The sequence below is a fragment of the Streptomyces sp. Je 1-4 4N24 genome, from assembly GCF_026239515.1.
Taxonomy (GTDB): domain Bacteria; phylum Actinomycetota; class Actinomycetes; order Streptomycetales; family Streptomycetaceae; genus Streptomyces; species Streptomyces nigrescens.
Genome location: NZ_CP110836.1, coordinates 2,243,586 through 2,267,788 on the forward strand (window position 1 = coordinate 2,243,586; position 24,203 = coordinate 2,267,788).

The 24,203-nt window shown below is 71.8% G+C and carries 19 protein-coding genes; 10 read left to right on the forward strand and 9 right to left on the reverse strand.

The features are described 5' to 3' along the window. Position 1: 1 nt before the first annotated feature. Positions 2–991 (reverse strand): DUF1648 domain-containing protein, encoded by a 990-nt coding sequence (locus tag SLV14N_RS09530; RefSeq protein ID WP_208680554.1) that lies wholly within the window; start codon positions 989–991, stop codon positions 2–4. Between the two features lie 87 nt (positions 992–1,078). Here SLV14N_RS09530 and SLV14N_RS09535 point away from each other — a divergent pair, with 87 nt between their 5' ends. Next, entirely contained in the window at positions 1,079–2,608 is a 1,530-nt protein-coding gene (locus tag SLV14N_RS09535) for a UDP-N-acetylglucosamine 1-carboxyvinyltransferase (protein ID WP_208680555.1), read from the forward strand. Positions 2,609–3,006: 398 nt separating this feature from the next. Beyond that, complete coding sequence (gene tsaD, locus SLV14N_RS09540; protein ID WP_263269032.1) at positions 3,007–4,074, forward strand: tRNA (adenosine(37)-N6)-threonylcarbamoyltransferase complex transferase subunit TsaD; 1,068 nt, start codon at positions 3,007–3,009, stop codon at positions 4,072–4,074. 130 nt (positions 4,075–4,204) lie between these two features. On the opposite strand, the gene SLV14N_RS09545 is transcribed toward tsaD, so the two are convergent. Then, positions 4,205–5,611: a short-chain fatty acyl-CoA regulator family protein gene (locus SLV14N_RS09545; protein WP_263269033.1), complete on the reverse strand. Its 1,407-nt coding sequence runs from the start codon at positions 5,609–5,611 to the stop codon at positions 4,205–4,207. 375 nt (positions 5,612–5,986) lie between these two features. On the opposite strand from SLV14N_RS09545, the gene aceA reads away from it, so the two are divergent. The 3 genes from aceA (at position 5,987) to SLV14N_RS09560 (ending at position 9,845) form a co-directional block, all read left to right on the forward strand. Beyond that, positions 5,987–7,270, forward strand: a complete 1,284-nt coding sequence (gene aceA / locus SLV14N_RS09550) for an isocitrate lyase (protein ID WP_263269034.1) — start codon at positions 5,987–5,989, stop codon at positions 7,268–7,270. Between the two features lie 116 nt (positions 7,271–7,386). After that, positions 7,387–8,979, forward strand: coding sequence for a malate synthase A (aceB, locus tag SLV14N_RS09555; RefSeq protein WP_263269035.1), 1,593 nt, complete (start codon positions 7,387–7,389; stop codon positions 8,977–8,979). Continuing rightward, the gene (locus tag SLV14N_RS09560; protein ID WP_208680571.1) at positions 8,976–9,845 is read left to right on the forward strand and encodes a 3-hydroxybutyryl-CoA dehydrogenase; all 870 of its coding nucleotides are present in this window, start codon (positions 8,976–8,978) and stop codon (positions 9,843–9,845) included. The genes aceB and SLV14N_RS09560 overlap by 4 nt, the downstream gene beginning before the upstream one ends. Before the next feature lie 185 nt (positions 9,846–10,030). Here SLV14N_RS09560 and SLV14N_RS09565 read toward each other — a convergent pair whose 3' ends face one another. The 4 genes from SLV14N_RS09565 to SLV14N_RS09580 form a co-directional block, all read right to left on the reverse strand. Beyond that, entirely contained in the window at positions 10,031–12,511 is a 2,481-nt protein-coding gene (locus SLV14N_RS09565; RefSeq protein ID WP_263269036.1) for a hypothetical protein, read from the reverse strand. A gap of 162 nt (positions 12,512–12,673) precedes the next feature. Next, positions 12,674–14,389 (reverse strand): DnaJ C-terminal domain-containing protein, encoded by a 1,716-nt coding sequence (locus SLV14N_RS09570; RefSeq protein WP_263269037.1) that lies wholly within the window; start codon positions 14,387–14,389, stop codon positions 12,674–12,676. Positions 14,390–14,393: 4 nt separating this feature from the next. Beyond that, positions 14,394–14,801: a hypothetical protein gene (locus tag SLV14N_RS09575; RefSeq protein WP_208680574.1), complete on the reverse strand. Its 408-nt coding sequence runs from the start codon at positions 14,799–14,801 to the stop codon at positions 14,394–14,396. A 178-nt stretch (positions 14,802–14,979) separates the two neighbouring features. Continuing rightward, positions 14,980–15,780, reverse strand: a complete 801-nt coding sequence (locus SLV14N_RS09580) for a VOC family protein (RefSeq protein WP_208680575.1) — start codon at positions 15,778–15,780, stop codon at positions 14,980–14,982. 219 nt (positions 15,781–15,999) lie between these two features. Between SLV14N_RS09580 and SLV14N_RS09585 the strand changes: the two genes are divergently transcribed. Further along, positions 16,000–16,524 (forward strand): hypothetical protein, encoded by a 525-nt coding sequence (locus tag SLV14N_RS09585; RefSeq protein WP_208680576.1) that lies wholly within the window; start codon positions 16,000–16,002, stop codon positions 16,522–16,524. Between the two features lie 31 nt (positions 16,525–16,555). Here the strand turns inward: SLV14N_RS09585 and SLV14N_RS09590 are convergent, their stop codons facing one another. Continuing rightward, positions 16,556–17,689 (reverse strand): acyl-CoA dehydrogenase family protein, encoded by a 1,134-nt coding sequence (locus tag SLV14N_RS09590; protein ID WP_208680577.1) that lies wholly within the window; start codon positions 17,687–17,689, stop codon positions 16,556–16,558. 234 nt (positions 17,690–17,923) lie between these two features. Here SLV14N_RS09590 and SLV14N_RS09595 point away from each other — a divergent pair, with 234 nt between their 5' ends. Both SLV14N_RS09595 and SLV14N_RS09600 read left to right on the forward strand, forming a co-directional pair. Beyond that, positions 17,924–19,531: an AMP-binding protein gene (locus tag SLV14N_RS09595; protein ID WP_208680578.1), complete on the forward strand. Its 1,608-nt coding sequence runs from the start codon at positions 17,924–17,926 to the stop codon at positions 19,529–19,531. A gap of 4 nt (positions 19,532–19,535) precedes the next feature. Next, positions 19,536–20,387: a PaaX family transcriptional regulator C-terminal domain-containing protein gene (locus SLV14N_RS09600; RefSeq protein ID WP_263269038.1), complete on the forward strand. Its 852-nt coding sequence runs from the start codon at positions 19,536–19,538 to the stop codon at positions 20,385–20,387. A 19-nt stretch (positions 20,388–20,406) separates the two neighbouring features. On the opposite strand, the gene SLV14N_RS09605 is transcribed toward SLV14N_RS09600, so the two are convergent. Then, a complete protein-coding gene (locus SLV14N_RS09605; protein WP_208680580.1) occupies positions 20,407–21,168 on the reverse strand; it encodes an HAD family hydrolase in 762 nt (253 codons plus the stop codon). A 451-nt stretch (positions 21,169–21,619) separates the two neighbouring features. Here SLV14N_RS09605 and SLV14N_RS09610 point away from each other — a divergent pair, with 451 nt between their 5' ends. Further along, positions 21,620–22,252, forward strand: a complete 633-nt coding sequence (locus tag SLV14N_RS09610; RefSeq protein ID WP_208680581.1) for a TetR/AcrR family transcriptional regulator — start codon at positions 21,620–21,622, stop codon at positions 22,250–22,252. 40 nt (positions 22,253–22,292) lie between these two features. On the opposite strand, the gene SLV14N_RS09615 is transcribed toward SLV14N_RS09610, so the two are convergent. Then, on the reverse strand, positions 22,293–23,318 hold the full coding sequence (locus SLV14N_RS09615) for an NADP-dependent oxidoreductase (RefSeq protein ID WP_263269039.1): 1,026 nt from the start codon (positions 23,316–23,318) through the stop codon (positions 22,293–22,295). A 228-nt stretch (positions 23,319–23,546) separates the two neighbouring features. Between SLV14N_RS09615 and SLV14N_RS09620 the strand changes: the two genes are divergently transcribed. After that, complete coding sequence (locus SLV14N_RS09620; protein WP_259670209.1) at positions 23,547–24,143, forward strand: ScbR family autoregulator-binding transcription factor; 597 nt, start codon at positions 23,547–23,549, stop codon at positions 24,141–24,143. Positions 24,144–24,203 lie beyond the last annotated feature (60 nt).

Sequence of the window (24,203 nt, forward strand, 5' to 3'; positions counted from 1 at the left end):
CTCAGCCTCCTTGCCGCGCCTGTGCGCGGTCCGCATACGTGTTGAGCAGTGCGGCGGCCGTCGCGGCATCATCGACCGTCACCGCGAACTCCCTGCCGTTGGTCAGCCGTACCACGACGCCCTCCCCCGAGCGCAGTACGAGGCCGCTGGCGCCGGACCGGATGCGGTAGCCCCAGCCGCCGAACTCGGCGAAGCAGGCGATCCGGCGGCTGCCGGCCTCGGCGATGCGGTCCACCGGGATGCGCCGCAGCCGGAAGCGGCCGGGCAGCAGCGTCGGCGACAGGGCCAGCCCGCGCCGGTCCACGGTCACCCGCACGGAGGCCAGGGGCAGCACCATGGCACCGCCGAACAGCAGCCCGGCGGCGGAGAGCCAGTCGGCGAGGACGCCCACGACGAGTCCGGCGCCGAGCAGCAGGACACCCAGCACGATCAGCGGGGGTGAGCTGATGGTGCGTGACCAGCCGGCGGTCGTGCCGGCGGGGAGGTCGAGCCGGGACGTCGCACCGGGCTCCTGCGGGGGCCGCGGGGGCGCCGCCCCGGCGAGCAGCCGTCCGAGCGCGCCGGCGAACAGCGCCACACCGAGACCCACGGGCAGTTGCCACCACGGTTCCCGGACGGCCGAGGCGTCGCTGACGCCGGCGTTGGCGAGCAGCGTCCCACAGAGGACGTGACCGAGCCCGGCGGCGGTGACGTAGCAGCCGGCGATCAGCCACGGTATGTCGGGCGCCGGTACCCGCAGATGGATGAGCAGGCCGAAGACGGAGCCGAGGGCGAGGAGCAGGGCGAGGGACTCGGTCAGAAAGCCCGGAACCGAGGAGAAGCCGTCGGCGCGTTCGCCGCGGAAGTGGGTGGCCAGCGGATCGGGCAGCCGGTCGGCCACTCCCACATAGATACCGGCGAACACCACCATCACGACGACGAAGGGGACGGCGGCGAGCCAGGTCGCCGCGGAGCCGTCCGAGGTCGCGGCGGAACGTAATGCACTCTTCATGACTACCTCCGAGTTGTTCGCATAGTAGTAGAACAACTCGGCATGTCGCAATACAGCTCCATCTCATATCTGAGATACGGTCACCCCATGGCAGACGACTACCTCGTACGCATCGGCAGGCTCATCCGTGACGCCCGGCAACACCGTGGCTGGACACAGACGCAGCTTGCGGAGGCTCTGGGCACCAGCCAGAGTGCCGTCAACCGCATCGAACGCGGGAATCAGAACATCAGTCTTGAGATGATCGCCCGGATCGGCGAGGCCCTCGACAGTGAAATCGTCTCGCTCGGCTACGCCGGGCCGATGCATCTGCGGGTGGTCGGCGGCCGCCGGCTGTCCGGCAGCATCGATGTGAAGACGAGCAAGAACGCCTGTGTGGCGCTGCTGTGCGCCACACTGCTCAATGCGGGCCGCACAACTCTGCGCCGGGTGGCCCGTATTGAGGAGGTCTACCGCATCCTCGAAGTACTGGGCAGCATCGGCGTGCGGACACGGTGGATCAACGACGGCAACGATCTGGAGATCGTCCCGCCCGCGGAGCTCGACCTCGACTCGATGGACACCGAGGCGGCACGCCGCACCCGCAGCGTCATCATGTTCCTCGGCCCGCTGCTGCACCGGATGGACCACTTCAAGCTGCCGTACGCGGGCGGTTGCGATCTCGGCACCCGGACCGTGACCCCGCACATGACGGCGCTGCGCCACTTCGGCCTGGAGATCACCGCAACCGACGGCACCTACATCGCCGAGGTGGACCGCAGCGTCGCCCCCAAGCGCGCGATCGTACTGACCGAGCGCGGCGACACCGTCACCGAGAACGCGCTGCTGGCCGCCGCCCGGCACGACGGCGTCACCGTCATCCGCAACGCCTCCTCCAACTACATGGTCCAGGACCTCTGCTTCTTCCTGGAGGAGCTGGGCGTCCGGGTCGACGGCATCGGCACCACCACCCTCACCGTCCACGGCGCCGCACACATCGAACGCGATGTGGACTTCGCGCCGTCCGAGGACCCGGTCGAGGCAATGAGCCTGCTGGCAGCGGCCGTTGTCACCGAGTCCGAGCTGACGATCCGCCGGGTCCCGGTCGAGTTCCTGGAGATCGAACTCGCCGTCCTGGAGGAGATGGGCCTGGACCACGAGCGCAGCACGGAGTACGCCGCCGACAACGGCCGCACCCGGCTCATCGACCTGACGGTCCGCCCCTCCAAGCTCCAGGCCCCGCTCGACAAGATCCACCCGATGCCCTTCCCGGGCCTCAACATCGACAACGTCCCCTTCTTCGCCGCCATCGCGGCCAGCGCCCAGGGCCAGACCCTCATCCACGACTGGGTCTACGACAACCGCGCCATCTACCTGACGGACCTCAACCGCCTCGGCGCACAGGTCAAACTCCTCGACCCGCACCGCGTCCTGATCGACGGCACGACCCGCTGGCGCTCCGCAGAAATGATGTGCCCCCCGGCCCTGCGCCCGGCCGTCGTCGTCCTCCTGGCCATGATGGCCGCCGAGGGCACCTCCGTCCTGCGCAACGTCTATGTCATCAACCGGGGTTACGAGGACCTGGCGGAACGCCTCAACTCGATCGGGGCACAGATCGAGATCTTCCGGGACATCTGAACGGCGGTTGCCGCCGCGCCCTTCCTGAACCACAGTGATGTGGGCCAGGAGGGGTGCGGCGGCTTCTGTGGGGTGCAGGCAGCGATACGTTCACCTTCGTGCGCGACGGGGGTTGGGACGCCTGCGTCGTGCCGGCTTCTCGCGCGGCGTTGCGTGCCGTTCCGCGATCCGCGCGTCCTGAGCCGTCAGGTGGAATGCGGCAACTACCCTGCCGCGTTCTCCGGGAGCCGCCGGTCGGCAGCGCGTGGCACTCGATGATGGCCGGGCAGTTCCTGGCGTGTGCGTGTGGCGCCGGTCCTGGCTCCGTCCCGTAAACATGGGCGCCGCTTATTGCAAGGCATTCGCAATAGAGAGATATGGGCAATTAACCTGCTCCCAGTAAGCGAGAGGAGCAGTGCATGCGTGGGGCACCCGTGGTGCTGGGCATTGAGTCGTCCTGTGATGAGACGGGGGCCGGGCTGGTGCGGAATGGCCGGCTGCTGGGGCATGCGGTGGCGTCGAGCATGGATGAGCATGCGCGGTTCGGGGGTGTGGTGCCGGAGATCGCGGCCCGGGCCCATGTCCACTCGTTCAACCCGGTGGTGCAGCAAGCGCTGGAGGAGGCCGGGCTGGGGATTTCCGATGTCGGGGCGGTCGCGGTGACGACCGGGCCGGGGCTCTCCGGGGCGCTCCAGGTCGGGCTGGCCGGGGCGAAGAGCCTGGCGTATGCGCTGGATGTGCCGCTGTACGGGGTTCACCACCTGGCCGGTCATGTCGCTGCCGACACCCTCGCGCACGGCCCGTTGCCCGATCCCTGTGTGGTGCTGATCGTCTCCGGGGGCCACACCTCGCTGCTCCTCGTGCGGGACCTGGCCCGCGATCCGATCATGCATCTCGGCGACACCCTGGATGACGCCGCCGGGGAGTGCTTCGACAAGGTCGCCCGGGTCTTCGGGCTGCCGTACCCCGGGGGTCCGGCCATTGACCGGGCGGCGCGGGAGGGTGATATCCGCTCCGTGAGCTTTCCCCGGCCGCTGACCGGTCCGCGCGATGATCCGTACGGCTTCTCCTTCTCGGGACTGAAGACGGCCGCCGCGCGGTGGGCGGAGCGGCACCGGGGGCAGGTCCTGCCGGTGGCGGACGGGGCGGCCTCGCTGCAGGAGGCGGTCGCCGATGTGCTGACCCGTAAGGCGGTCGCCGCCTGCACCGCCAACGGGGTCGGCACTCTCGTCGTGGTGGGCGGGGTGGCCGCCAACTCCCGCGTCCGGAGCCTGGCGGAGGAGCGGTGTACCGCTGCCGGCATCGCGCTGCGGGTGCCGCCGCTGCGGCTGTGTACGGACAACGGGGCGATGATCGCCGCCATCGGGGATCTGCTGGTCCGGGCGGGTACCGAACCTGCCCCGCTGGATGTTTCGATCGATCCGTCGGCGCCGTTGGAGTACGCCGCGCTGCACCCGGTCGCCCGCGCCGCCGCGATGGTGTCCTGACTCCTGACTGCCGAAGGGCCCGGAGTTGCCCGCGCGAGCGGCTTGCCCCGGGAGCGGAGGTGGAGGGTGTCCGTGCCGTGTACGCCGATGCTTTGGTGGGCCGTCGTGGGAGGAGGGGCCGGTCAGGCGGTCATGCGGAGTGGTCTGCCACCGGATACGGGATGAAGGTGCCGCTGTTCTGGTCGATCTTCAGGGGGCGGCCCAGGGGCGGGGCGGCGCGCTGGGGGCAGTCGAGGCGTTCGCAGACCCGGCAGCCCATGCCGATGGGTGTGGCGGCGGAGGCGCTGTCGAGGTCGAGGCCGTCGGAGTAGACCAGGCGGGCGGCGTGGCGGATTTCGCAGCCGAGGCCGATGGCGAAGGTCTTGCCCGGTTCGCCCCAGCCGCCTCGGTGGCGGGTGAGCGCGCGGGCCGTCCACAAGTAGCGCTGTCCGTCCGGCATTTCGGCGATCTGGACATGGATGCGGCCGGGTGCGGCGAAGGCTTCGTAGACGTTCCAGAGCGGGCAGGTGCCCCCGGCGCGGGAGAAGTGGAATCCGGTCGCGGACTGCCGCTTGGACATGTTGCCGGCCCGGTCGACCCGGACGAAGGAGAACGGCACACCGCGCAGGCGGGGCCGCTGGAGGGTGCTCAGGCGGTGGCAGACGGTCTCGTAGCCCAGGCCGTAGCGGTCGGTGAGGCGTTCGATGTCGTAGCGCGCCTCTTCGGCCGCCTCGCGGAAGGGGCGGTAGGGCAGGATCAGCGCGGCGGCGAAGTAGTTGGCGATGCCGATGCGGGCCAGGGCGTGGGTGGGTGAGCCGGCCGGGAAGTCCTGGGCTGCCTGGCGGTCCAGTTCGTCGCCGTATTCGAGCAGGGCGAGCTGGGTCGCCATGCGGAACGCGCGCTGTCCGGGGCGGAGGCGGCCGGAGAGGTGGAGCGTGCGGGACGCTTCGTCGTAGTGGTGCAGGTGGTTGCCGGTCCGGGCGGCCAGGCGCACGCCGTGGCCGTCGGCGAGGCGCGCCGTGAGGGCCCGTACGACCTCGCCGGGCCGGATGCCGATCTCCTCGGCCAGGTGCTCCGCCGCGAGGTCGGTGTCGTGCAGGTAGTTCTGGCGGCGGTAGAAGAAGTCCCGGATCTCTTCGTGCGGTGAGCGGGGTGCCTCCTGTCCGGCGTCGCGGCCGTCGGCGGCGTCGGCGAGCCGTTCGGCCAGGAGTTGGTTGCGGCGGCCCAGGTCGAGCAGGACCTTGGCGACCGCGGGCATCCGTGCGGAGAGTTCCGCGAGGTCGGCCGGGGACACCCGGGCTTCGGTGAGCTCCGTGGCCAGTGCCTCGCGCAGATCCGCCACCAGGCGGGTCGTGTCGCGCTCCGAGAAGAAGCCGGGGTCGACGCCGAAGGCTTCGGTCAGCCGCAGCAGGACCGGCACGGTGAGCGGGCGGGAGTCGTGCTCCATCTGGTTCAGATAGCTGGGTGAGATGCCCAGGACCCGGGCCAGCTCGGCCTGGCTCATCCGGCGCTCCTCGCGCAGCCTTCGCAGCCGCGCTCCCGCGTAGGTCTTGCTCACCGCGCACCTCCGTAGTCCGGGACGGTCGTCAGCGTACGCGAACCACGCGTCGCAGCACCCTTCGCAAAGTTGGCAACTGCGGCCATGAAGATTCGCAGAAGTTGGCACCTGGCCATGGTTGTTGGCACTCAGTGCCGGTGTCAGAGTTCCTGTGCGGCCCGCCGGACCGCTGCGGCCAACTCGCCTCACCGGGTCCGATTCACGGCCCTGACGTCGGAGATCCCGGCAACGGCAGCAGGCTGACCGGCGGCATTGCTCAGCTCCACCCAGCGGCGGGACGGCGGGCCGCACCCCAGACAGGACATCCAGTGCCATTCCCTTTCGCGGGCAGCGGGGACATTGGCAGACCGGACAACCGAGGAGACGGTGACGACCATGGCAGAGGCAAGGACGACGGCGGCCGAGGAGCTCGCGCAGCGCTGGGCCACCGATCCCCGGTGGCAGGGCATCGAGCGCACCTACAGCGCCGAGGAGGTGGTACGGCTCTCCGGCAGCGTCCGCGAGGAGCACACCCTGGCCCGGCGCGGTGCCGAGCGGCTGTGGCGGCAACTGCACGAGCGGGACTACATCCACGCGCTGGGCGCGCTGACCGGCGGGCAGGCGGTGCAGCAGGTCAAGGCCGGGCTGCAGGCCATCTACCTCTCCGGCTGGCAGGTCGCCGCCGACGCCAACCAGGCCGGCCACACCTACCCCGACCAGAGCCTGTACCCGGCCAACTCCGTTCCGCAGGTGGTGCGCCGGATCAACAACGCGCTGCTGCGCGCCGACCAGATCGCCACCGCCGAGGGCGGCCACGACACCACCGACTGGCTCGCCCCGATCGTCGCCGACGCGGAGGCCGGTTTCGGCGGTCCGCTCAACGCCTTCGAGCTGACCAAGGCCATGATCGCGGCCGGTGCCGCGGGCATCCACTACGAGGACCAGCTCGCCTCGGAGAAGAAGTGCGGCCACCTCGGCGGCAAGGTGCTGGTGCCCACCGGCCAGCACATCCGCACCCTCAACGCGGCCCGTCTCGCCGCCGACATCGCCGATGTGCCCACCGTGATCGTGGCCCGTACGGACGCCCTCGCGGCGAACCTGCTGACCAGCGACATCGACGAGCGGGACGCCGAGTTCGTCACCGGCGAGCGCACGGCGGAGGGTTTCTACCGGGTCCGTAACGGCATGGCGCCCGTCATCGCCCGGGGCCTGGCCTACGCCCCGTACGCCGACCTGATCTGGGTCGAGACCGGCACCCCGGACCTGGCGCAGGCCCGGGAGTTCGCCGAGGCGATCCACGCCCGGTACCCGGACCAGATGCTGGCGTACAACTGCTCGCCGTCCTTCAACTGGAAGGCCGCGCTGGACGACGACCAGATCGCCAAGTTCCAGCGGGAGCTGGCCGCGATGGGCTACCGCTTCCAGTTCATCACCCTGGCCGGCTTCCACTCCCTCAACCACGGCATGTTCGACCTGGCCCGCGGCTATGCCGAGCACGGTATGACCGCCTATGTCGACCTGCAGGAGCGGGAGTTCGCCGCCCAGGAGCACGGCTTCACCGCCGTCAAGCATCAGCGCGAGGTCGGCACCGGCTACTTCGACCAGGTCTCCACCGCCCTCAACCCCGCCTCCTCCACCACCGCGCTGACCGGCTCCACCGAAGAGGAGCAGTTCCACTAGGGAACGTCTCCCCCTGAGCCGCCCCCGGGCGCCTGCCGTTCCGGCCCGTGACCGAGCGAGGGCCGGGCGACCGTCTCCGGCCGGCCCTCGCTCCGCTTCCCGATCAGGAGAACCTGATGTCCACCAGCGCACTGACACACCGCGTCCGGGTCCTCGCGGCGCCGGGCGACCGCCACGAGGAGATCCTCACGCCCGCGGCCCTGGACTTCGTCGGCCACCTGGCCGCCGCCTTCGGCGAGCGTCGCCTGGACGTCCTGCGGGAGCGCCGCCGCCAGGCGATCCGTCTCGCGGCCGGCTCCCCGCTCGACTTCCGCCTCACCACCTCCGCCCTCCGCGCGGACCGGTCCTGGCGCGTGGCGGCCCCGGCTCCGGGCCTGACCGACCGCCGTGTCGAGATCACCGGCCCGCCGGACCGCCGTATGACCGTCAACGCCCTCAACTCCGGGGCGCATGTGTGGATGGCCGACTTCGAGGACGCCACCTCCCCCACCTGGGAGCACATCGTCGGCGGTCAGCTCAACCTGCTCGACGCCATCGAGCGCCGGATCGACTTCACCACCGGGGCGGGCAAGGAGTACCGGCTGGGCGACCGGCTCGCCACCGTCATGGTCCGGCCCCGCGGCTGGCACCTGACCGAGGAACACCTGGAGTTCGAAGGCCGTCCCGTGCCCGCCTCCCTCGTGGACTTCGGCCTCTACTTCTTCCACTGCGCACAGCGCCAGATCGACGCCGGCCACGGGCCCTACTTCTACCTCCCGAAGCTGGAGAACCGGGGCGAGGCCCGCCTGTGGAACGATGTGTTCGTCCTCGCCCAGGAACTGCTCGGCATCCCCCGCGGCACCGTCCGCGCCACCGTACTCATCGAGACGATCACCGCCGCCGTCGAGATGGACGAGATCCTCTACGAGCTGCGCGAGCACAGCGCCGGGCTCAACGCCGGCCGCTGGGACTACCTGTTCAGCCTGATCAAGACCTTCGGGCACCGTACGGACTTCCTGTTGCCGGACCGGGCCAAGGTGACGATGACCGCCCCGTTCCTGCGGGCGTACACCGAACTGCTGGTGCGCACCTGCCACCGGCGCGGCGCCCATGCGATCGGCGGTATGGCCGCGCAGGTGCCCGGCACGGACCGGGCCGCCCATGAGGCGGCGCCGGCCACGGTCCGGCTGGACAAGGAGCGTGAGGCGGAGGACGGCTTCGACGGCTCCTGGGTCGCCCACCCCGGACTCGTCCCCGTCTGCCGTGAGGTCTTCGACGGCGTCCTCGGGGACCGGCCGCACCAGATCGAGCGGACCCGCGACGATGTGGAGGTGACCGCCGCTGACCTGCTGTCGGTGCGCCGGATCAGCGGTCCGCCCACACCGGAGGGGCTGCGCACCAACATTGCGGTCGCGCTGCGCTACTTCGACGCCTGGCTGCGCGGCAGCGGGGCCGTCGCCCTCTACGGCCTGATGGAGGACGCGGCAACCGCCGAGATCGCCCGTGCGCAGATCTGGCAGTGGCTGCGGCACCGCGTGGTCGACCGGGAGACGGTGCTGCGGATGCTCGACGAGGAGAGCGCCGCCCTGGGTGCCGAGTACCCCTGGGCAGATGTCGACGCGGTGCGGGCGCTGTTCGAACGGACCGCACTGGCACGTGAGTTGCCGGCCTTCTTCACGCCCGACGCCTACACCCGTCACCTGGTCCGGCACACGGAGGCGCGGTCATGAGCGGGAGCATCCAGCGCGTCGGGGTGGTGGGCGGTGGCCAGATGGGCGCCGGTATCGCCGAGGTGTGCGCACGGGCCGGACTGGACACCGTCGTGTGCGAGGTGGACGCCATGGCCGCCCGCGCCGCAGAGGAACGGGTGGCGGCCTCGCTGGACCGCGCGGTACGGCACGGAAAGCTGGAGCGGGACGCGGCGCAGGACGCCCTCGCGCGGACGGTCTTCACCGCCGGTCTCGACGGCCTCGCCGACCGGCAGCTCGTCGTCGAGGCCGTCGTGGAGAACGCGGACGCCAAGACCGAGATCTTCACCGCGCTCGACAAGATCGTCGAGGATCCCGGTGCCGTCCTCGCGTCGAACACCTCCTCCCTCCCCGTGATGCGCCTGGGGATGGCGACGCGGCGCGCCGACCGGGTCGTCGGCCTGCACTTCTTCAACCCCGTGCCCGTGCTGCCGCTGGTGGAGGTCGTGACCTCCCTCCACACGGCGCCCGGGACGGTCACGGCCGTCGAGGACTTCGCCACCCGGAGCCTCGGCAAGAGCGTCATCCGCTCGCAGGACCGGGCGGGCTTCGTCGTCAACGCCCTGCTCATCCCGTATCTGCTGTCGGCCGTGCGGATGACGGAGTCCGGCTTCGCCTCCGCCGCCGACGTCGACGCGGGTATGGAGCTCGGCTGCGCCCACCCCATGGGACCGCTGAAGCTCGCGGACCTGATCGGCCTGGACACCGTCGCCTCGATCGCCCGGTCCCTGTACGACGAGTTCAAGGAACCCCTTTACGCGCCGCCCCCGCTGCTCCAGCGCATGGTGGAGGCGGGCCTGCTGGGCCGCAAGACGGGCCGGGGGTTCCACACCTACCACCGGGGCTGAGGGGCCCCGGTCCGCCGCCGGGCCGAGGGACCCGCGCGGCTGCTGTGGAACGGGGTGCGGAGCAGAGGGGGACCGAAATGCTCCGCACCCCGTCACGGGGCCGTCCCGGCGCAGCTCCTCCTGCGATGGTGCTCCCCGTTGGTCCTCCCCCCGCGGGCGTCCCGTCAGGAGCCGGCAGTCGCCGCTCAGGCCGGAACACGGGTGACTGCCCCGGCCGTTGCGGCGAGTTCGGGCAGGGTGCCGACGAACGTCGGGAGCAGCCGGAGGAAGACGGACCAGGCTTCGACGTCCGTGCCCAGATGTTCCCGGACGAGCGCCGCGGCCCGCTCCCGCACGGGCCGCCACATCTCGTCGGGGAACCGGTCGTCGGGGTGCCCGTAGCGGTAGCGGTGCAGGAGGTCGAGGGCCGCCTCGGCGGGGGCCGTGTGGTCAAGGAGATCCTCCAGGGTGAGCGATCCGTTCCGCAGGGCGGCCTCGATCCAGCTTCCCCATCGCTCGGGGGCATTGGCCAGCCCCGCCAGCAGCAGTTCACGCGGGCAGTCCGGGCGCTCCGTCACGAGGGTGGTCACCAGGTCCGCGGAGAGCGGGCCGGCGCGGTGCGCCGTCACCAGGGCCGGCCAGGGCAGCTCCATGCCCTCGCTGAGAAGCCGGTTCAGCCGTATGTCGGGCCGGTCGCCCGGCCTGGTGAGATACGCCGCCAGCCGCTCCGGCGCCGCTTCCTCGGCGAGCCGGGCCCGCAGCCGCTCCAGACCGTCGGGGACGTCCAGCAGTTTCTCGGTCCAGCGGCGGAGGGTGACCGGGAGGCGGTTCATGGCCAGGATCTCCCGTACGGCGTCCGGCCCGCCGCGCTCCCATACGGCGCTCAGCAGCCGCAGCCGGCCAGCCGGAAGATAGAGGCGCAGCCTGTCGAGGATCCGGCGGGCCACATTCAGATCGCCGGATTCCAGGCCGGCCAGCAGCATGTCGCGGTCCTGGCTGATGACCAAGCCGTCGAGCTCGGCGAGCAGTTCCCCGGACACCGGGCGGATGCCGCCGCCGCGCAGCCGCCCGGCGAGCAGCCGCGCGCGTTCGGACCGGTCGAGGAAGTGGTCGCGGAACAGCTGGGCGTCCACCGCCGGTTCGTCGAGATCGAGGAGGTACTCCAGCTTCTCCTCTCGGACAGCTCCGGCGGCCATCGCCAACTGGGCGGGAAGGCCGTGGGCGGCGGCCACCGCGTCGCGGACCGCGGGGGACGGATTCCCCTCCAGGAGGAATTGCTGGACGGCCAGCGGATCGAGGGACGGGACGACGGCGATCTGGACCTCCTCCGGGGCGCATTCGAGCATCCCGAGGAACGCCGCCCGGGACTCCTCGGGGGTGTGGCCCGGCGGGAACTGCGCCTTCCGCGGCCGTGGCCAGCTGGTGCAGCGCTTTTTGCGGGAGGCCGGGCCGGTGACGTCCGCGACCAGGGCGGCGACGCTGTTGCGGGGGAAGCGCCGCATCCGGTCGTAGTACGTCAGCCAGTTGACGGGGTCCGCACCGAGCGGGGCCACGAGATCGGCGACGGCCTTGCGGGTCGGTTCGTGGTCGTACGGCAGCGCGCGCAGGATGTCCGCCGCCGGCGTCAGCTCGGTCAGGACCCGGTGCGGGGACAGCCGGCCCTCGCCGATGCCGCGCTTGAGGACGTGGCTCAGCGGGATGTCGTCCGCCGCGGCTTCCGCGAGGAACTCGAAGGGGAGGTCGGCGGCCTGCCAGGCGGTCTGATAGGCGTTGTGGCGGAAGCTCTCCCTCACCAGGTCGGCGGGGCAGCCCTCCCACCGGGTGAGCCGGAGCAGCCCCGGGCCGTAGTTGCCGGAGTGCCCGGGTGCCTTTCCCAAGGGCAGTCGTTCGTGCTCGCGCCGGATCAGGTCCCAGTCGAGGCCGTCGGGCCGCACCGCGGGGCCGTCACCGTAGCGGAGCTCCAGCATCGCGCGCAGGTGCTCGGGGTCGGCCCACTCCCCTTCGGGCCGGTGCGCCCTCAGGAGGGACTCCGGGTCGGGGGCGTCGATGGCCTGCCGCAGCAGCTCCGACAGCCATGGATGCCCGGATTCCAGAGCCGGGATCTCCTCGGCCAGCTCCAGGAGCTGGGTGAACGGTTCGGTGCTGCCCCAGAGCTCCAGGAGGCCGATGCAGGCGTCCACGACCACCGGCGGGGGCAGATGCACGCCGAACAGGGCGAGGCCGACGACGTTCACCCCGGGGAATCCGCTGGTGAGCAGGGGGACGAGCGAGGAGCCGACGCGCTCGTTGCAGAGGACCGGGAACAGGCCGTCGTCCTCGTACCAGCGCGGATCCGTGAGGTCGGCGGCGTCCAGGAGCGCCGCCGGCAGGCCGGGGACGTGGTTCATCGCGCGCCTGCGGTCGTCCTCGTCGTCGCGGAACACCGCGTACCACAGCGCCCGGCCGACCGCCGGATCGCCGAGCTCGGCCGCCCCCAGGAGCCATTCCCCGGGCTCGATGAACAGCGCGGCCCGCATCTGCGCGGCGTCCCCGCCCAACAGCTCCTCGATCATCTCCTTCGGGAGCCCGAACCGGTCCGCGAGAACGGCCGGCAGCTCCGGGCGCAGCCGCTCGGCGAGCCCCTCGGCGGTGGCCGGATCGGCGAGGCTCAGCGCGAGGCGGAGCGCGAAGCGGGTGGTGTGGTTCACGGGTGGTTCCCTTCGCGAGCTGCGGCCGGGCCGATGGTCGCTGCGCGTACACCGGCCGTACTCGAGCGATCGTCACATGGACCACTGACAACGCCCCTTGCCGCTGTGCCGACGCCCCCGCAGGAACCGGCAGCCACTACTGAAGCGCAGTCACTTCTCAGCTCAGGCCGCGCCCTCAGCCCCGCCCTCGCCCCCGCCTTCGCCCTCGTCCCCGTCCTCGTCACCGTCCCCGTCCTCGTCCTCGCCAACATCGAGATGGAGCAGCAGATCCCCGCGGCCGCCCCCGCGCAGATGCATCGTGCCGTGCGCGACGAGCCGCAACGTCTGCCCCGAGCGCAGTCCGGCGGGGATCCGGACGGACTTCGGGCCGTCGAGCGTGGTCACCTCGATCGTGCCGCCGCTGTGCGCGAGCGCGTGCGGGATGCGCCGGGTGAGGTGCAGCTCGTCGCCCCGGCGCACCAGCTCCGGGTGCGGGAGTTCGATGACCTCTAGGTAGAGGTCGCCGGGCGGGCCGCCGCCCGGCCCCACCTCGCTCTCCCCGGCGAACCGGATGCGGGTGCCGTCGTCGACACCTCCCGGGATCCGGACGGTGAGTGTCCGCCGTACGGGCACCCGTCCGGTGCCCGCGCACAGGGCGCACGGCGACGGAATGCGCACCCCGCTCCCGTCGCAGGTGGAGCACTGGAGAGAGCTGCCGCCCGTCGGCCCCGGTCCGGAGGTCCCCAGGCCGGAGCAGGAATGGCAGGGGTACACCGGTGTGCCCACGGCGGCGCCCGCGCCCCGGCACCGGTCACAGACCGCCGCGGTATCGACCTCGATGTCCTTGTCCGTGCCCAGCGCCGTCTCGGCCAGCGGGAACTCCATCCGGATCAGGGCGTCCTGGCCACGACGGGCGAGCTGGCGCGGGACGGAGGAGCGGCCGGTGCCGGTGTCCGCGCCGTTGAAGGCGTCCTTGAGCCGGGCGAAGAAGCCCTGCTGCGGAGGCGCCGTCTGCTCCCGGACCGCGGTGGGGGTGTTCCCGGGCGCGCTCTCCGCCGACGGCGACGGAGCCGCGGGAGCGGGAGCGGGAGCGGTAGCAGGGGCCGGATCGGGTGCGGCCGACCCGGCGGGCGCCGCAGGGGCCGTACGGACGGGTGTCCGGGCGAGGACGACCCGGTACTCCAGATCGGCCCACATCCGGGGGCGCTGGCGCGCGCCGGCGTGGTGCAGGTACTCGTAGACGTAGTCGTACAGCTCGGTGACCGTGATCCGGCCGTCCTGGTCGGCGTCCGCGTCGCCGCTGCGCAGGCCCTCGATCAGCGCACCGGTGAAGCGGGAGGGCTGCGGTGCGGCGGCCGCCAGATGGTCGCCCTCCCAGGCGTACTCCGTGCGGTTGGTCGCGGTGAGGATGGCGCGGCCGTGCCCGGCCAGCTCCTCCTTCACCTGGACGTAGTCGTCGCCCTTCGCGCCGGGGAGGAACGCACCGCTGTAGCAGCAGTCGAGCAGCACGACGATGGTCCGGGCCCGGCAGCGTGCCATCTGATCGTGCAGGAAGGCGGCCGGGACCGCCGTGGAAGCCGGTAAGTCCTTGTCGGTGTCCTGGGTGGCGAAGTACAGACGGCCCTCGTCGTCCTTGAGGCCGTGGCACGACAGATGGAGCAGCAGCAGATCTTCCCGGCCGCGGTTGCGGAAGAACTGCTCCAGTGCGCGCTTGACCTCGTACGACTTGGCGTCCACGAGCTGTTCGACGGTGAAGCATCCGATGCCGGGATCGCGGAGGACCGCGGCCAGGCCCTCGCAGTCCTGGCGTGGCGAGCGCAGCGGTTTCAGCGCCGGGCTCTCGTACCTGCCGGTGGCGATCAGCAGTGCGTCCCTGCGGCCGGCTCGGGAACCGGACACCGGCTCACTCCCCGGACGAGGGGGTGCCGGCCCGCCGGGCACTCGCACTGACGAACGCGTCGATCAGACGCCGCTGGTCTTCGGCGGAGGCATGCCCCAACTCGATGGTGTCACCGTCGAGTTCCACCTTTACGCTGCGGAGCGGGCGGTGGCGCAGCCAGGTGTCGACCAGCTGGAGCACCTGGCGGACGAGCAACGGGGCGGCGGTGACGACGAGCACTCCCGCCGCGATGGCCTCGCCGGGTTTGGCGCCCTCGGGAGCAGCTGCGCCCCCGCGGGCGAACTGCACGTCCTCGACGTCGAGTTCCAGCAGGGCGCGGCGCAACTGCTCGGCGAGCGAGCGGAGTTCCTCCACATCGGTGTCCGGCGCACCCGCCAGATCGAGGGTCAGCTTGCCGGCACCGTTCTTCATCCCGCCCCCTGCTCAGACTTGGAGCAGTCAGTGTAAGCGGGGGGTGCGACAAACAGACCGGAAACGGGAACGACCTGCTTCGCACCCGCTCCCCCGGCGCCTCCGGGCGGCGGGGCGGCAGGGCGATGGACGGGAGCGCCCCGGGCAGCGGGCGGTTGTCACGCCGGGGGAGGCGCGCTCACAGCGTGCCCTCCGGCGTGAGCACCACGAACTCCGCGCCCGACGGGTCCGTGCAGACGGCGAGGCGGCCGACGCCCTCGGCGGTCTCCGGGCCCATCGAGAGGGTGCCGCCGTTGCCCGTCGCCAGGCCGACGGTGGCGTCGCAGTCCCGGGAGCCGAACACCGGGTGCCAGTACGGCTTCCCTCCGGGGCCGAGCAGATCCGCCGGGACGCCCATGAGGCCGCCGTGCATCCGCTCCTCGCCGCAGCCCGCGGGCGTCAGCAGGGTGTAGGTGCCACCGCCGCCGGGGAGCGGCATGTCCTGGGTGCTCCAGTCGAAGACGGCCTTGTAGAAGGTCTGCGCGGCGGCCGGATCGGTGGTGTAGAGCTCGGTCCAGACCAGTGAGCCCGTCCCGTCGGCGGCCTCGATGCCTGGGTACGAGGCCGGTTCCCAGACGGCGAACTCCGCCCCCTGCGGGTCCGTGAGCTGGGCGAACCGCCCGTCGCCCGCACCGGCCACCACCGGCGCCACGCGGACCGTCCCGCCCGCCCGCTCCACGGCCTGGACCGTGGCATGCGCGTCGGGGGTGTGGAAGTAGACCGTCCAGGCGGAGCGGGCGCCGTCCTCGGTGAGCGGGCCGACCGCGCCGACGGCCCTGCCGTCCAGCCGGAAGAGGGTGTATCCGCCCGTTTCCCGGCCGCCGTGCGGTTCGGCCTGCCAGCCGAACACGGCCCGGTAGAAGGCCGTTGCGACCTCGACATCCGGGGCGCCCAGATCGAGCCAGCACGGGGAGCCGGGAACGAAGTCAGTAGTGATCATGGCGATTCCCTTCGCGGATCCTCTCTGCAGTCAGCGTGACATCCGGCCACGGCCCTCGCCCGTCGGCCGGAATTCGGCGTCCGTGCCCGCGCTTGCTAGCCTGACGCGCGCTCGTCAAGAACACCGGGCGAGCGCGCGTCACCAATCGGTTGCGCGTATGGGTACGCGCACACAGCGGCCGTCCACAGGGGCGGCCGTCATCACGGGGGAGAAAAAGCTATGCAGTTTCGCCATGTCCGCGCTGTCGCCGCATGCGCACTGGTGGTCGTCGCGCTGACCGGCGCCCGGCATTCGCACGGCGGGGGCTGCGGCAGCAGCTCCAGCTCCAGCAGCAGCTCCAGCGGCGGCTACAGCAGCAGCGACGGCGGCTACAGCAGCTCCGGGAGCACCACCAGCAGCAGCGGCACCACCACGGGCGGTTCGCCGACCGCCGGGTCCACCACGCCGCCCGAGTCGGACATCCGCATCACCGACTGCCAGGTCGACAGCGCGGCCGGCACACTCAGCGCCAAGCTGAGCGTGACCAACGGAAACTCCGGGAGCACGGCGTCCTACAACGGCACCGTCCAGTTCACCGACGAGACCGGCGCCACCTTCGGCTCGGCGCAGATCTCCGTCAGCGGTGTGCCCGCCGGCCAGACCCGGCCCGCCTCGGTCTCCGGCACCTTCATCAAGAACCCCAACGACCAGGGACCGAAGTCCGGCAAGTGCAAGCTGGGCCAGGTCTGGAAGTCGAACATCTGAGGCACCCAACGGGCCGGCACGGGCGCGGAGTTCAAGGCCGCGCCCGGTAGAGCTCCTTGGCGATGATCGAGCGCTGCACCTCCGTGGCGCCCTCATAGATGCGCGGCGCGCGGACCTCACGGTAGAGGTGCTCCAGCAGATGGCCACGGCGCAGCGCGCGGGCGCCGTGGATCTGCACGGCGGCATCGACGACGTACTGGGCGGTCTCGGTCGCCAGCAGCTTGGCCATGGCCGAGCGGCGGGCGAGGTCCGGGGCCCCGGTGTCGTACGCGGAGGCCGCCGCGTAGACCAGGAGGCGCGCGGACTCGACCCGGGTGGCCATCTCGGCGAGCTGGTGGCCGACGGACTGGAGGTCCTTGAGGGGGCCGCCGAACGCGGTGCGCGCGCCCGCGTGCGTCAGCGCCGCGTCCAGCGCGGCCTGCGCCATACCGACCGCGAAGGCGCCGACGCTCGGCCGGAAGAGATTCAGGGTGGCCATCGCGACGGCGAATCCGCCGTCCACCTCGCCCAGCACATCCGCCCTGGTCACAGGCGTGCCATCGAACACCAGTGTGCCGATCGGATGCGGGCTGAGCATGTCCAGGTGCGCGCCGGTCAGGCCGGGACGGTCGGCGGGGACGAGGAAGGCGGTGACCCCGCGCGCTCCCGCCGCGCCGCCCGTCCGGGCGAAGACGGTGGCGAAGTCGGCCTCGGGGGCGTTGGAGATCCAGCACTTCTCACCGGTGAGCCGCCAGCCGTCCGGGCCGTCCGGCTCGGCGGCCAGCGACAGCGCGGCGGCGTCCGAGCCCGCGCCCGGCTCGCTCAGCGCGAAGGACGCGACCGCGCGGCCGGCGGCCACCTCCGGAAGCCAGCGTTCGCGCTGGGCCGCGGTCCCGGACTGCACCACCGGATAGGCGCCCAGACCCTGCAGCGCCAGTGCGGTCTCCGCCTCCGTGCACTCCTGGGCGAGGGACTCCCGCAGCAGACACAGGTCCAGGGCGCGCAGCGCGCCCTCGGCGGGGAACAGACGGCGCAGCAGGCCCAGTTCGCCCAGAGCGGCGACCAGCGGGCGGTTGACCCGGCCCTCCTCGCCCTTCTCCGCCAGCGGGCTCAGCCGTTCGGCGGTCAGCGCGCGCAGTTCGGCGCACCATTGCTCCTCGTCCGGTCCCAGCGCGAATACGGTCACGAGGCGGCTCCCTGGTAGCGGTCCTCTATCGCGGTCTGTTGACTGCCGTCACGAACACGTTACGCTGACGAAGGATCCGAACGGCAGTCCTCGACCGCAGATGAACCGCAGAAGAGCAGCCAACCGAGCAGTCCCCGACCGGTTTCCGCACCGGCCTCCACACTCCCCCATTCCTCTCCCGGCCGCCCGTCGGCCACCCCCGGCCCACCGGACACGCCCTAGGGGGCACCCGTCATGGAGCTACGGTCCTCGGCCCACACCGACACCTTCGCGCGCGACCGGCTGCCGCCCCCCGACCAGTGGCCGCACCTCACCGATCTGGGCTATCCCGACCGGCTGAACTGCGGCGCCGAGCTGCTGGACGGCACCATCGAGCGGCTCGGCGCCGACCGGCCCGCGGTCCGCGACGCGAGCGGACCGGTCTGGACGTACGGGCAGCTGCGCGCTCAGGTGGACGCCATCGCCCATGCCCTCACCGACCGGCTGGGGGTGCTGCCGGGCAACCGCGTCCTGCTGCGCGGCCCCACCACACCCTGGCTGGCCGCCTGCTGGCTCGCCGTGATGAAGGCGGGGGCGGTCGCGGTGACGGTCCTGGCCGCCCAGCGCCCCGAGGAGCTCGCCACGATCTGTGCCATCGCGCAGGTACAGCATGCGCTGTGCGAGGTGCGGGCCGTCGACGATCTCGCCAAGGCCGAGGTCCCGGGGCTGCGGATCACCACCTACGGCGGGGACGGACCGGACGATCTGCGGCGGCTCGCCCGGCCGGGCGGCGCGCCGTACCCGGCCGTGGCGACCTCCGCCGACGATGTCGCGCTGATCGCCTTCACCTCGGGCACCACCGGGCGCCCCAAGGGCTGTATGCACTTCCACCGCGATGTGCTCGCCATCGCGGACACCTTCTCGGCGCAGGTGCTGCGCCCGGAGCCGGACGACGTGTTCGCCGGCAGTCCGCCGCTCGGCTTCACCTTCGGCCTCGGCGGCCTGGTCATCTTCCCGCTGCGGGCGGGCGCCTCGGCCTTCCTCGCCGACTGGGGCGGGCCGGAGCAGCTGCTCGGCGATATCGCGGCGCACCGGATCTCGGTGCTGTTCACCGCGCCGACCGCCTATCGCGCGATGCTGCCCAAGCTTGCCGGGCACGATGTCTCCTCGCTGCGCCGGTGCGTGTCGGCCGGGGAGAACCTGCCCGCCGCGACCTGGCAGTCCTGGCACGAGGCGACCGGTCTGCGGATCATCAACGGCATCGGCGCCACCGAGCTGCTGCACATCTTCATCTCGGCCGCCGACGAGGCGATCCGGCCGGGGATGACGGGGCTGCCGGTCCCGGGCTTCCAGGCGCGGGTGGTGGGCGCGGACGGCGCCCCGCTCCCGGACGGCGCACCGGGGCTGCTGGCCGTCCGCGGGCCGACCGGCTGCCGCTATCTCGCGGACGCCCGGCAGACGGAGTACGTACGGGACGGCTGGAACATCACCGGCGACACCTATGTCCGCGAGCCCGACGGCTACTTCCGCTATGTGGCCCGCGCGGACGACATGATCATCTCGGCCGGCTACAACATCGCGGGACCCGAGGTCGAGGACGCGCTGCTGCGGCACCCCGATGTGACCGAGGCGGCGGTGGTCGGGCGGCCCGACGAGGACCGCGGGCAGGTGGTCGTCGCCCATGTCGTGCTGCGGGCCGGCGTCCCCCGGGGCGACGACACCGTCGCCGCGCTGCGCGCCTTCACCAAGACCCGCGTCGCGCCCTACAAATGCCCGCGCGAGATCGTCTTCCACACCTCGCTGCCGCGCACCCCGACCGGCAAGCTCCAGCGCTTCCGGCTGCGGGGACCCCATCTAGAGTGACCCGGTGAACGACCAGCAAACGCAGCGCACCCCACGGTCCCTGATCGTCACGTTCTACGGCGCCTACGGCCGCGGCGGACCCGACACCCCGGGCGGGACGGCCGCCCCGGTGCCGGTGGCCGCCCTGATCCGGCTGCTCGGTGCGCTCGGGGTCGATCCGCCGTCGGTGCGCTCCGCGGTCTCCCGGCTCAAGCGGCGCGAGCTGCTGGTCCCCGCGCGGACGGCCTCCGGCGCCGCCGCGTACGGGCTGTCCGAGGCGGCCCGCCAGCTGCTGGAGGACGGCGACCGGCGGATCTTCGGCCGGCCCGCCGCGCGGCTGTCCGACGGCTGGGTGCTGGCCGTCTTCTCCGTCCCCGAGGAGGAACGGCACAAACGGCACCTGCTGCGCTCCCGGCTGGCCCGGCTCGGTTTCGGCACCGCCGCGCCAGGTGTGTGGATCGCCCCCGCGCAGCTCTACGAGGAGACCCGGCACACCCTGGAGCGGCTGCAACTGGACCCGTACGTCGATCTGTTCACCGGTACGCACGCCGGCTTCGCCCCCACGGCCGACGCGGTCGCGCGCTGGTGGGACCTGGACGCCGTCGCCGCACAGCACCGCGCCTTCCTCGCAGAGCAGGAGCCGGTCCTCCAGCGGTGGTCGCGGCGCCGCTCGGTTCCCCCCGAAGCGGCCTACCGCGACTATCTGCTGGCGCTGGACGCCTGGCGCCATCTGCCCTACGCGGATCCCGGACTGCCCTCTCCCCTCCTGCCTGAGGACTGGCCGGGCGGCCGCGCGGCCGAGGTGTTCAGCCGGCTGCACACCACGCTCCGGGCCGCCGGGGCCCGTTACGCGCACGAGGCGATGACCGGGGCGTAGCGACCCCCGCCCACCGTCCTCAGCGACGGCGCTGCTGGGCCCCCACCGTGACGCCCGAGCGCGGCCGCGCGGCGGCGATCACGGAGACCACGTCCTTGAAGGAGCTGCACATCCGGGTGCCGGCGACCGCGGCGAGCTCGCCGAACGTGCCGACGCCGTAGGTCACCGCGACCGGCTCCATGCGCGCGGTGACCGCCATCCTCATGTCCCCCACGGTGTCCCCCACATACGCGCTCTGCCAGGCCGCGACACCGAGCCGGCCGGCCGCCCGCAGCACCATCTCCGGATGCGGTTTGCCGCGCCGGACCATGTCCTGGCCGATGACCGGGCCGACCAGGTCACGGATGCCCATGACGTCGAGCAGCGCCTCCGCGCTGCGGGTGGTCTTGGACGTGGCGACGGCCAGCTCGACCCCGTGGGCGCGCAGCGCGGACAGTCCCGCGGTCACACCGGGGAAGAGCAGCTGCGGCCCCAGGCACAGCACTTCGTAGGCGAACAGTTCGCGGTAGCGGGAGATGGCGGCCTGCACCCGGCCGTCGTCCTCGGGCTTGCCCAGCAGCCGGCCGAAGGCGGGGCCGGGAGGCTTGCCGATGGCGGCGGCCGCCTGCCGGGCGGTCACCGAACATCCCTGCTCCGCGGCCACCTTGATCAGCAGCTTGCTGATCGCGGGGAGGGTGTTGGCGAGAGTGCCGTCCAGGTCGAAGACTGCGGCCCTGATCGTCTCACCTCCGGCGCCCCGTACACCTCTCACGGGACGTTCGACTTCCGTTGCTACGCGCATGGCTGGAGACCTTTCCGGATTGCGATGGGGGGTGCAGGGGCTCTGGTGGCGTTGCTGGCTCGGCTGATGGGGCGGCCTGCGGTCGACGACGGGTAACGGCAGCGGCGGTCTCGCCAGGGCGCACCGCCGTCCAAGGCGGTACGCAACCGTCGAGGCGGTGCCACGGAAGGGAACGTCCCGTTTACCGCCTTCGGAGATTTAAAAACCGCCTGCGCTGTTTGTCAATGCATCCTCGTCAGCCCTGACGGGTCGACAACATCCCCCGGCGGAGCCAGACTGGGGGCACATGCCCCCCGTGAGGCACCGAGCGCCGGAACGAGCGGCCGATCGCCGCCTTCACGTCAGGGCCCACCAGTTCCGGCCAATCCCCTGAAGCATATCGAACCGCATGGTTGGTTTTCTATGTAGACTGCAATGAGCTCGCAGCCGTACTAGAGACGGGACGGACACCGTGCCCACCCAGCATCGCGCCATCCAGAGCCGCCAGGCACTCATCCGCTCGGCCGCAGAGACCTTCCTGGAGAAGGGGGTTCCCGCAGCGGGCATGGTCGAGATCAGCCGGCGGGCCCGGCTGAGCAAAGGGGCGCTCTACTTCCACTTCACTTCCAAGGACGACCTCACGCTCGCGGTGCGGGACGCCGCGCTGGAGTCCCTCCAGGAGCTGGAGGACGCCTTCACCCGCTCCCCGCAGCCGCTGACCACCGCCGTACGGGACTTCACCGTCGAGCTGTTCGGACGGGTGGAGTCGGACGCCGTACTGCGCGCCGGACTGCGGCTGCGGCCGGAGACCGCGCCGGGGCTCGGTATCTACGCCCTGGAGCAGCGCTGGTACGCGCTGTTTCTCGACAAAGCGGTGACCTGCGGGACCGGCGGCCCGGCCGGTCCGCATGCCTCGGACACCGAACCGCGGCGCACGGCCCAGCTGTTGACCTCGATCGTGGTGGGCCTGCTGCATCTGGGCAGCGAGGACGGGACGTGGTGGGACGAAGAAGCCATCGTCGGCCTGTGGGCGCTGCTGCCGTCCGCACCGGGCCGGATCCCGGCCGCGGTGCCGACTCCCGCGCAGCTCCCGGCGGCCGGCTGACCCGGCACTCCCGGTCCGCCCCGGTCCTCGTGCCCCGGCCTCACAACTCGACCAGCACGGCCCCGATATGACGCCCCTGTGTCAGTTCACTCAGCGCCCGCGGTGCCTGCTGGATCCCCTTCAGAAGAGCGTGCGGGAAGACCAGCGAGCCCTCCCGCAGGCCCTGGCCGAACTCCTTGGCCCACTCCTGCGGCAGATCCGGATGCGCATGCAGCCCGAAGCCGCGCAGTGCCACCCGCCGCATGATGATCAGCCCCGGGTCGAGCTCCACCGGGGCGATGGCTCCGCTGCCGCCCAACTGGCTGGAGAGCGCGCCGACCAGTGCGAACCGCGCATCGGCCCGGGCCACCGCGAGCGCCGCGGTGAGCTGCTCGCCGCCCACGGTGTCCAGCAGCACATCGATACCGTCCGGCGCCGCCCGCCGCAGCTGCCGCTCGATCGGCCCGGCGCCGCGCACGACCGTGTCGTCGTAGCCCAACTCGGCGCGCAGCCGCGCGGCTTTGCGCTCCGAGCCGGTGCTGCCGACGACCCGTCCGGCGCCCAGCCGCCGTGCGAGCTGTCCGGCCAGGCTGCCCACGCCGCCCGCCGCGCCGCTGATGAACACGGTGTCCCCCGGTCTGACCTCGGCGGCCAGGCGCAAGGCACCCCAGGCGGTCGCCCCCTGCGACAGATGCGCGGCCGGAGTCGGCAGCGGATCCTCGGCGAGGCTCCGCACCCGCGATTCCTCGACCGCCGCGAACTCCCGCCATCCGTAGGGGTGCTGGACCAGTTCGCCGGGGGTGAATCCGCCTCCGGGCGCCGCCACCACCTCGCCGACCGCCGAGCCCCACAGCGCCTGACCCGGCACAAATGAGGCCATGGGCAGACGGATTCCGGTCATCTGCGTCCGCATCGCCGCGGTCACCGCCATGACGCGGTTGCGTACCAGCACCTGTCCTGGTTCCGGCTCCGGCACCGGCACCTCGGCGATCATGAAATGGTGTGCCGTCAGCTCGCCTTCGGCCCGGGCGGCAAGCCGGACCTCGCGGTGCAGGGAAGGTATGCCGGGGACGACGGTGGGGGACATCGGACAGCTCCTCGCGCTCGTAGCACTCGATGGCACCGCTCCGGAGGGCGACGCCGGTTCATACCCGCCGGGGCCCGCCTCCGGACCGGGCGCAAATTCAATACCGCATGGTTGGCTTCTTTATGATGCGGAAATAGACTGCGCGGCCACGGGCAGCGGGTCGCACTCAGGCACAACAACTCCAAGAGAGCATACGGAGGATGATCGGTGGTCAAGCAGGAACGCGCAGTGCGCACCCGACGCGCCGTCCTCGAAGCAGCGGCTCATGTCATCGGCACCCGCGGGTACCAGGCCGCCACGATGGCCGAGATCATCCAGCGCGCCGGGGTCACCAAGGGAGCGGTGTACTTCCATTTCACGTCCAAGGACGCACTGGCTCGCGCGGTCATAACGGAGCAGACCGATCCGTTTCTGCCGCAGGTCAGCGAGTCCCGGCTGCAGGACGCCATCGACTTCACCCACCAGGTGGCACTGGCCCTGCGCAGCGACCCGTTGCTGCAGGCCGGCACCCGTATCGCGGTGGAGACGACCTTCAGCGAGGATCCGCTGGTGCCGTACCAGGCCTGGACCGACATCATCACCACGATGTTCACCGAGGCCCGGGACAACGGGGAATTACTGCCCGGTGTGGCACCGGACCGGGCGGCCGAGTTCTTCGTCGCCGCCTACATGGGCGTGCAGTTGTTCTCCCGCGCCGCGACCAACCGCGCCGATCTCCCTGAGCGCGTCACGGCCCTGTGGAAGCACACGCTTCCGGGGCTCGCGTCGCCCGGTGCGCTGAGCCATCTGGATCCGCACGGCCGCTGTGTGAAGATCCCGGTCTGACGCCGGAGCCGCCGCCCTGGCAGAGCCGCCGGCTCTTTCCCGGCTCTGGAAAACAAACCA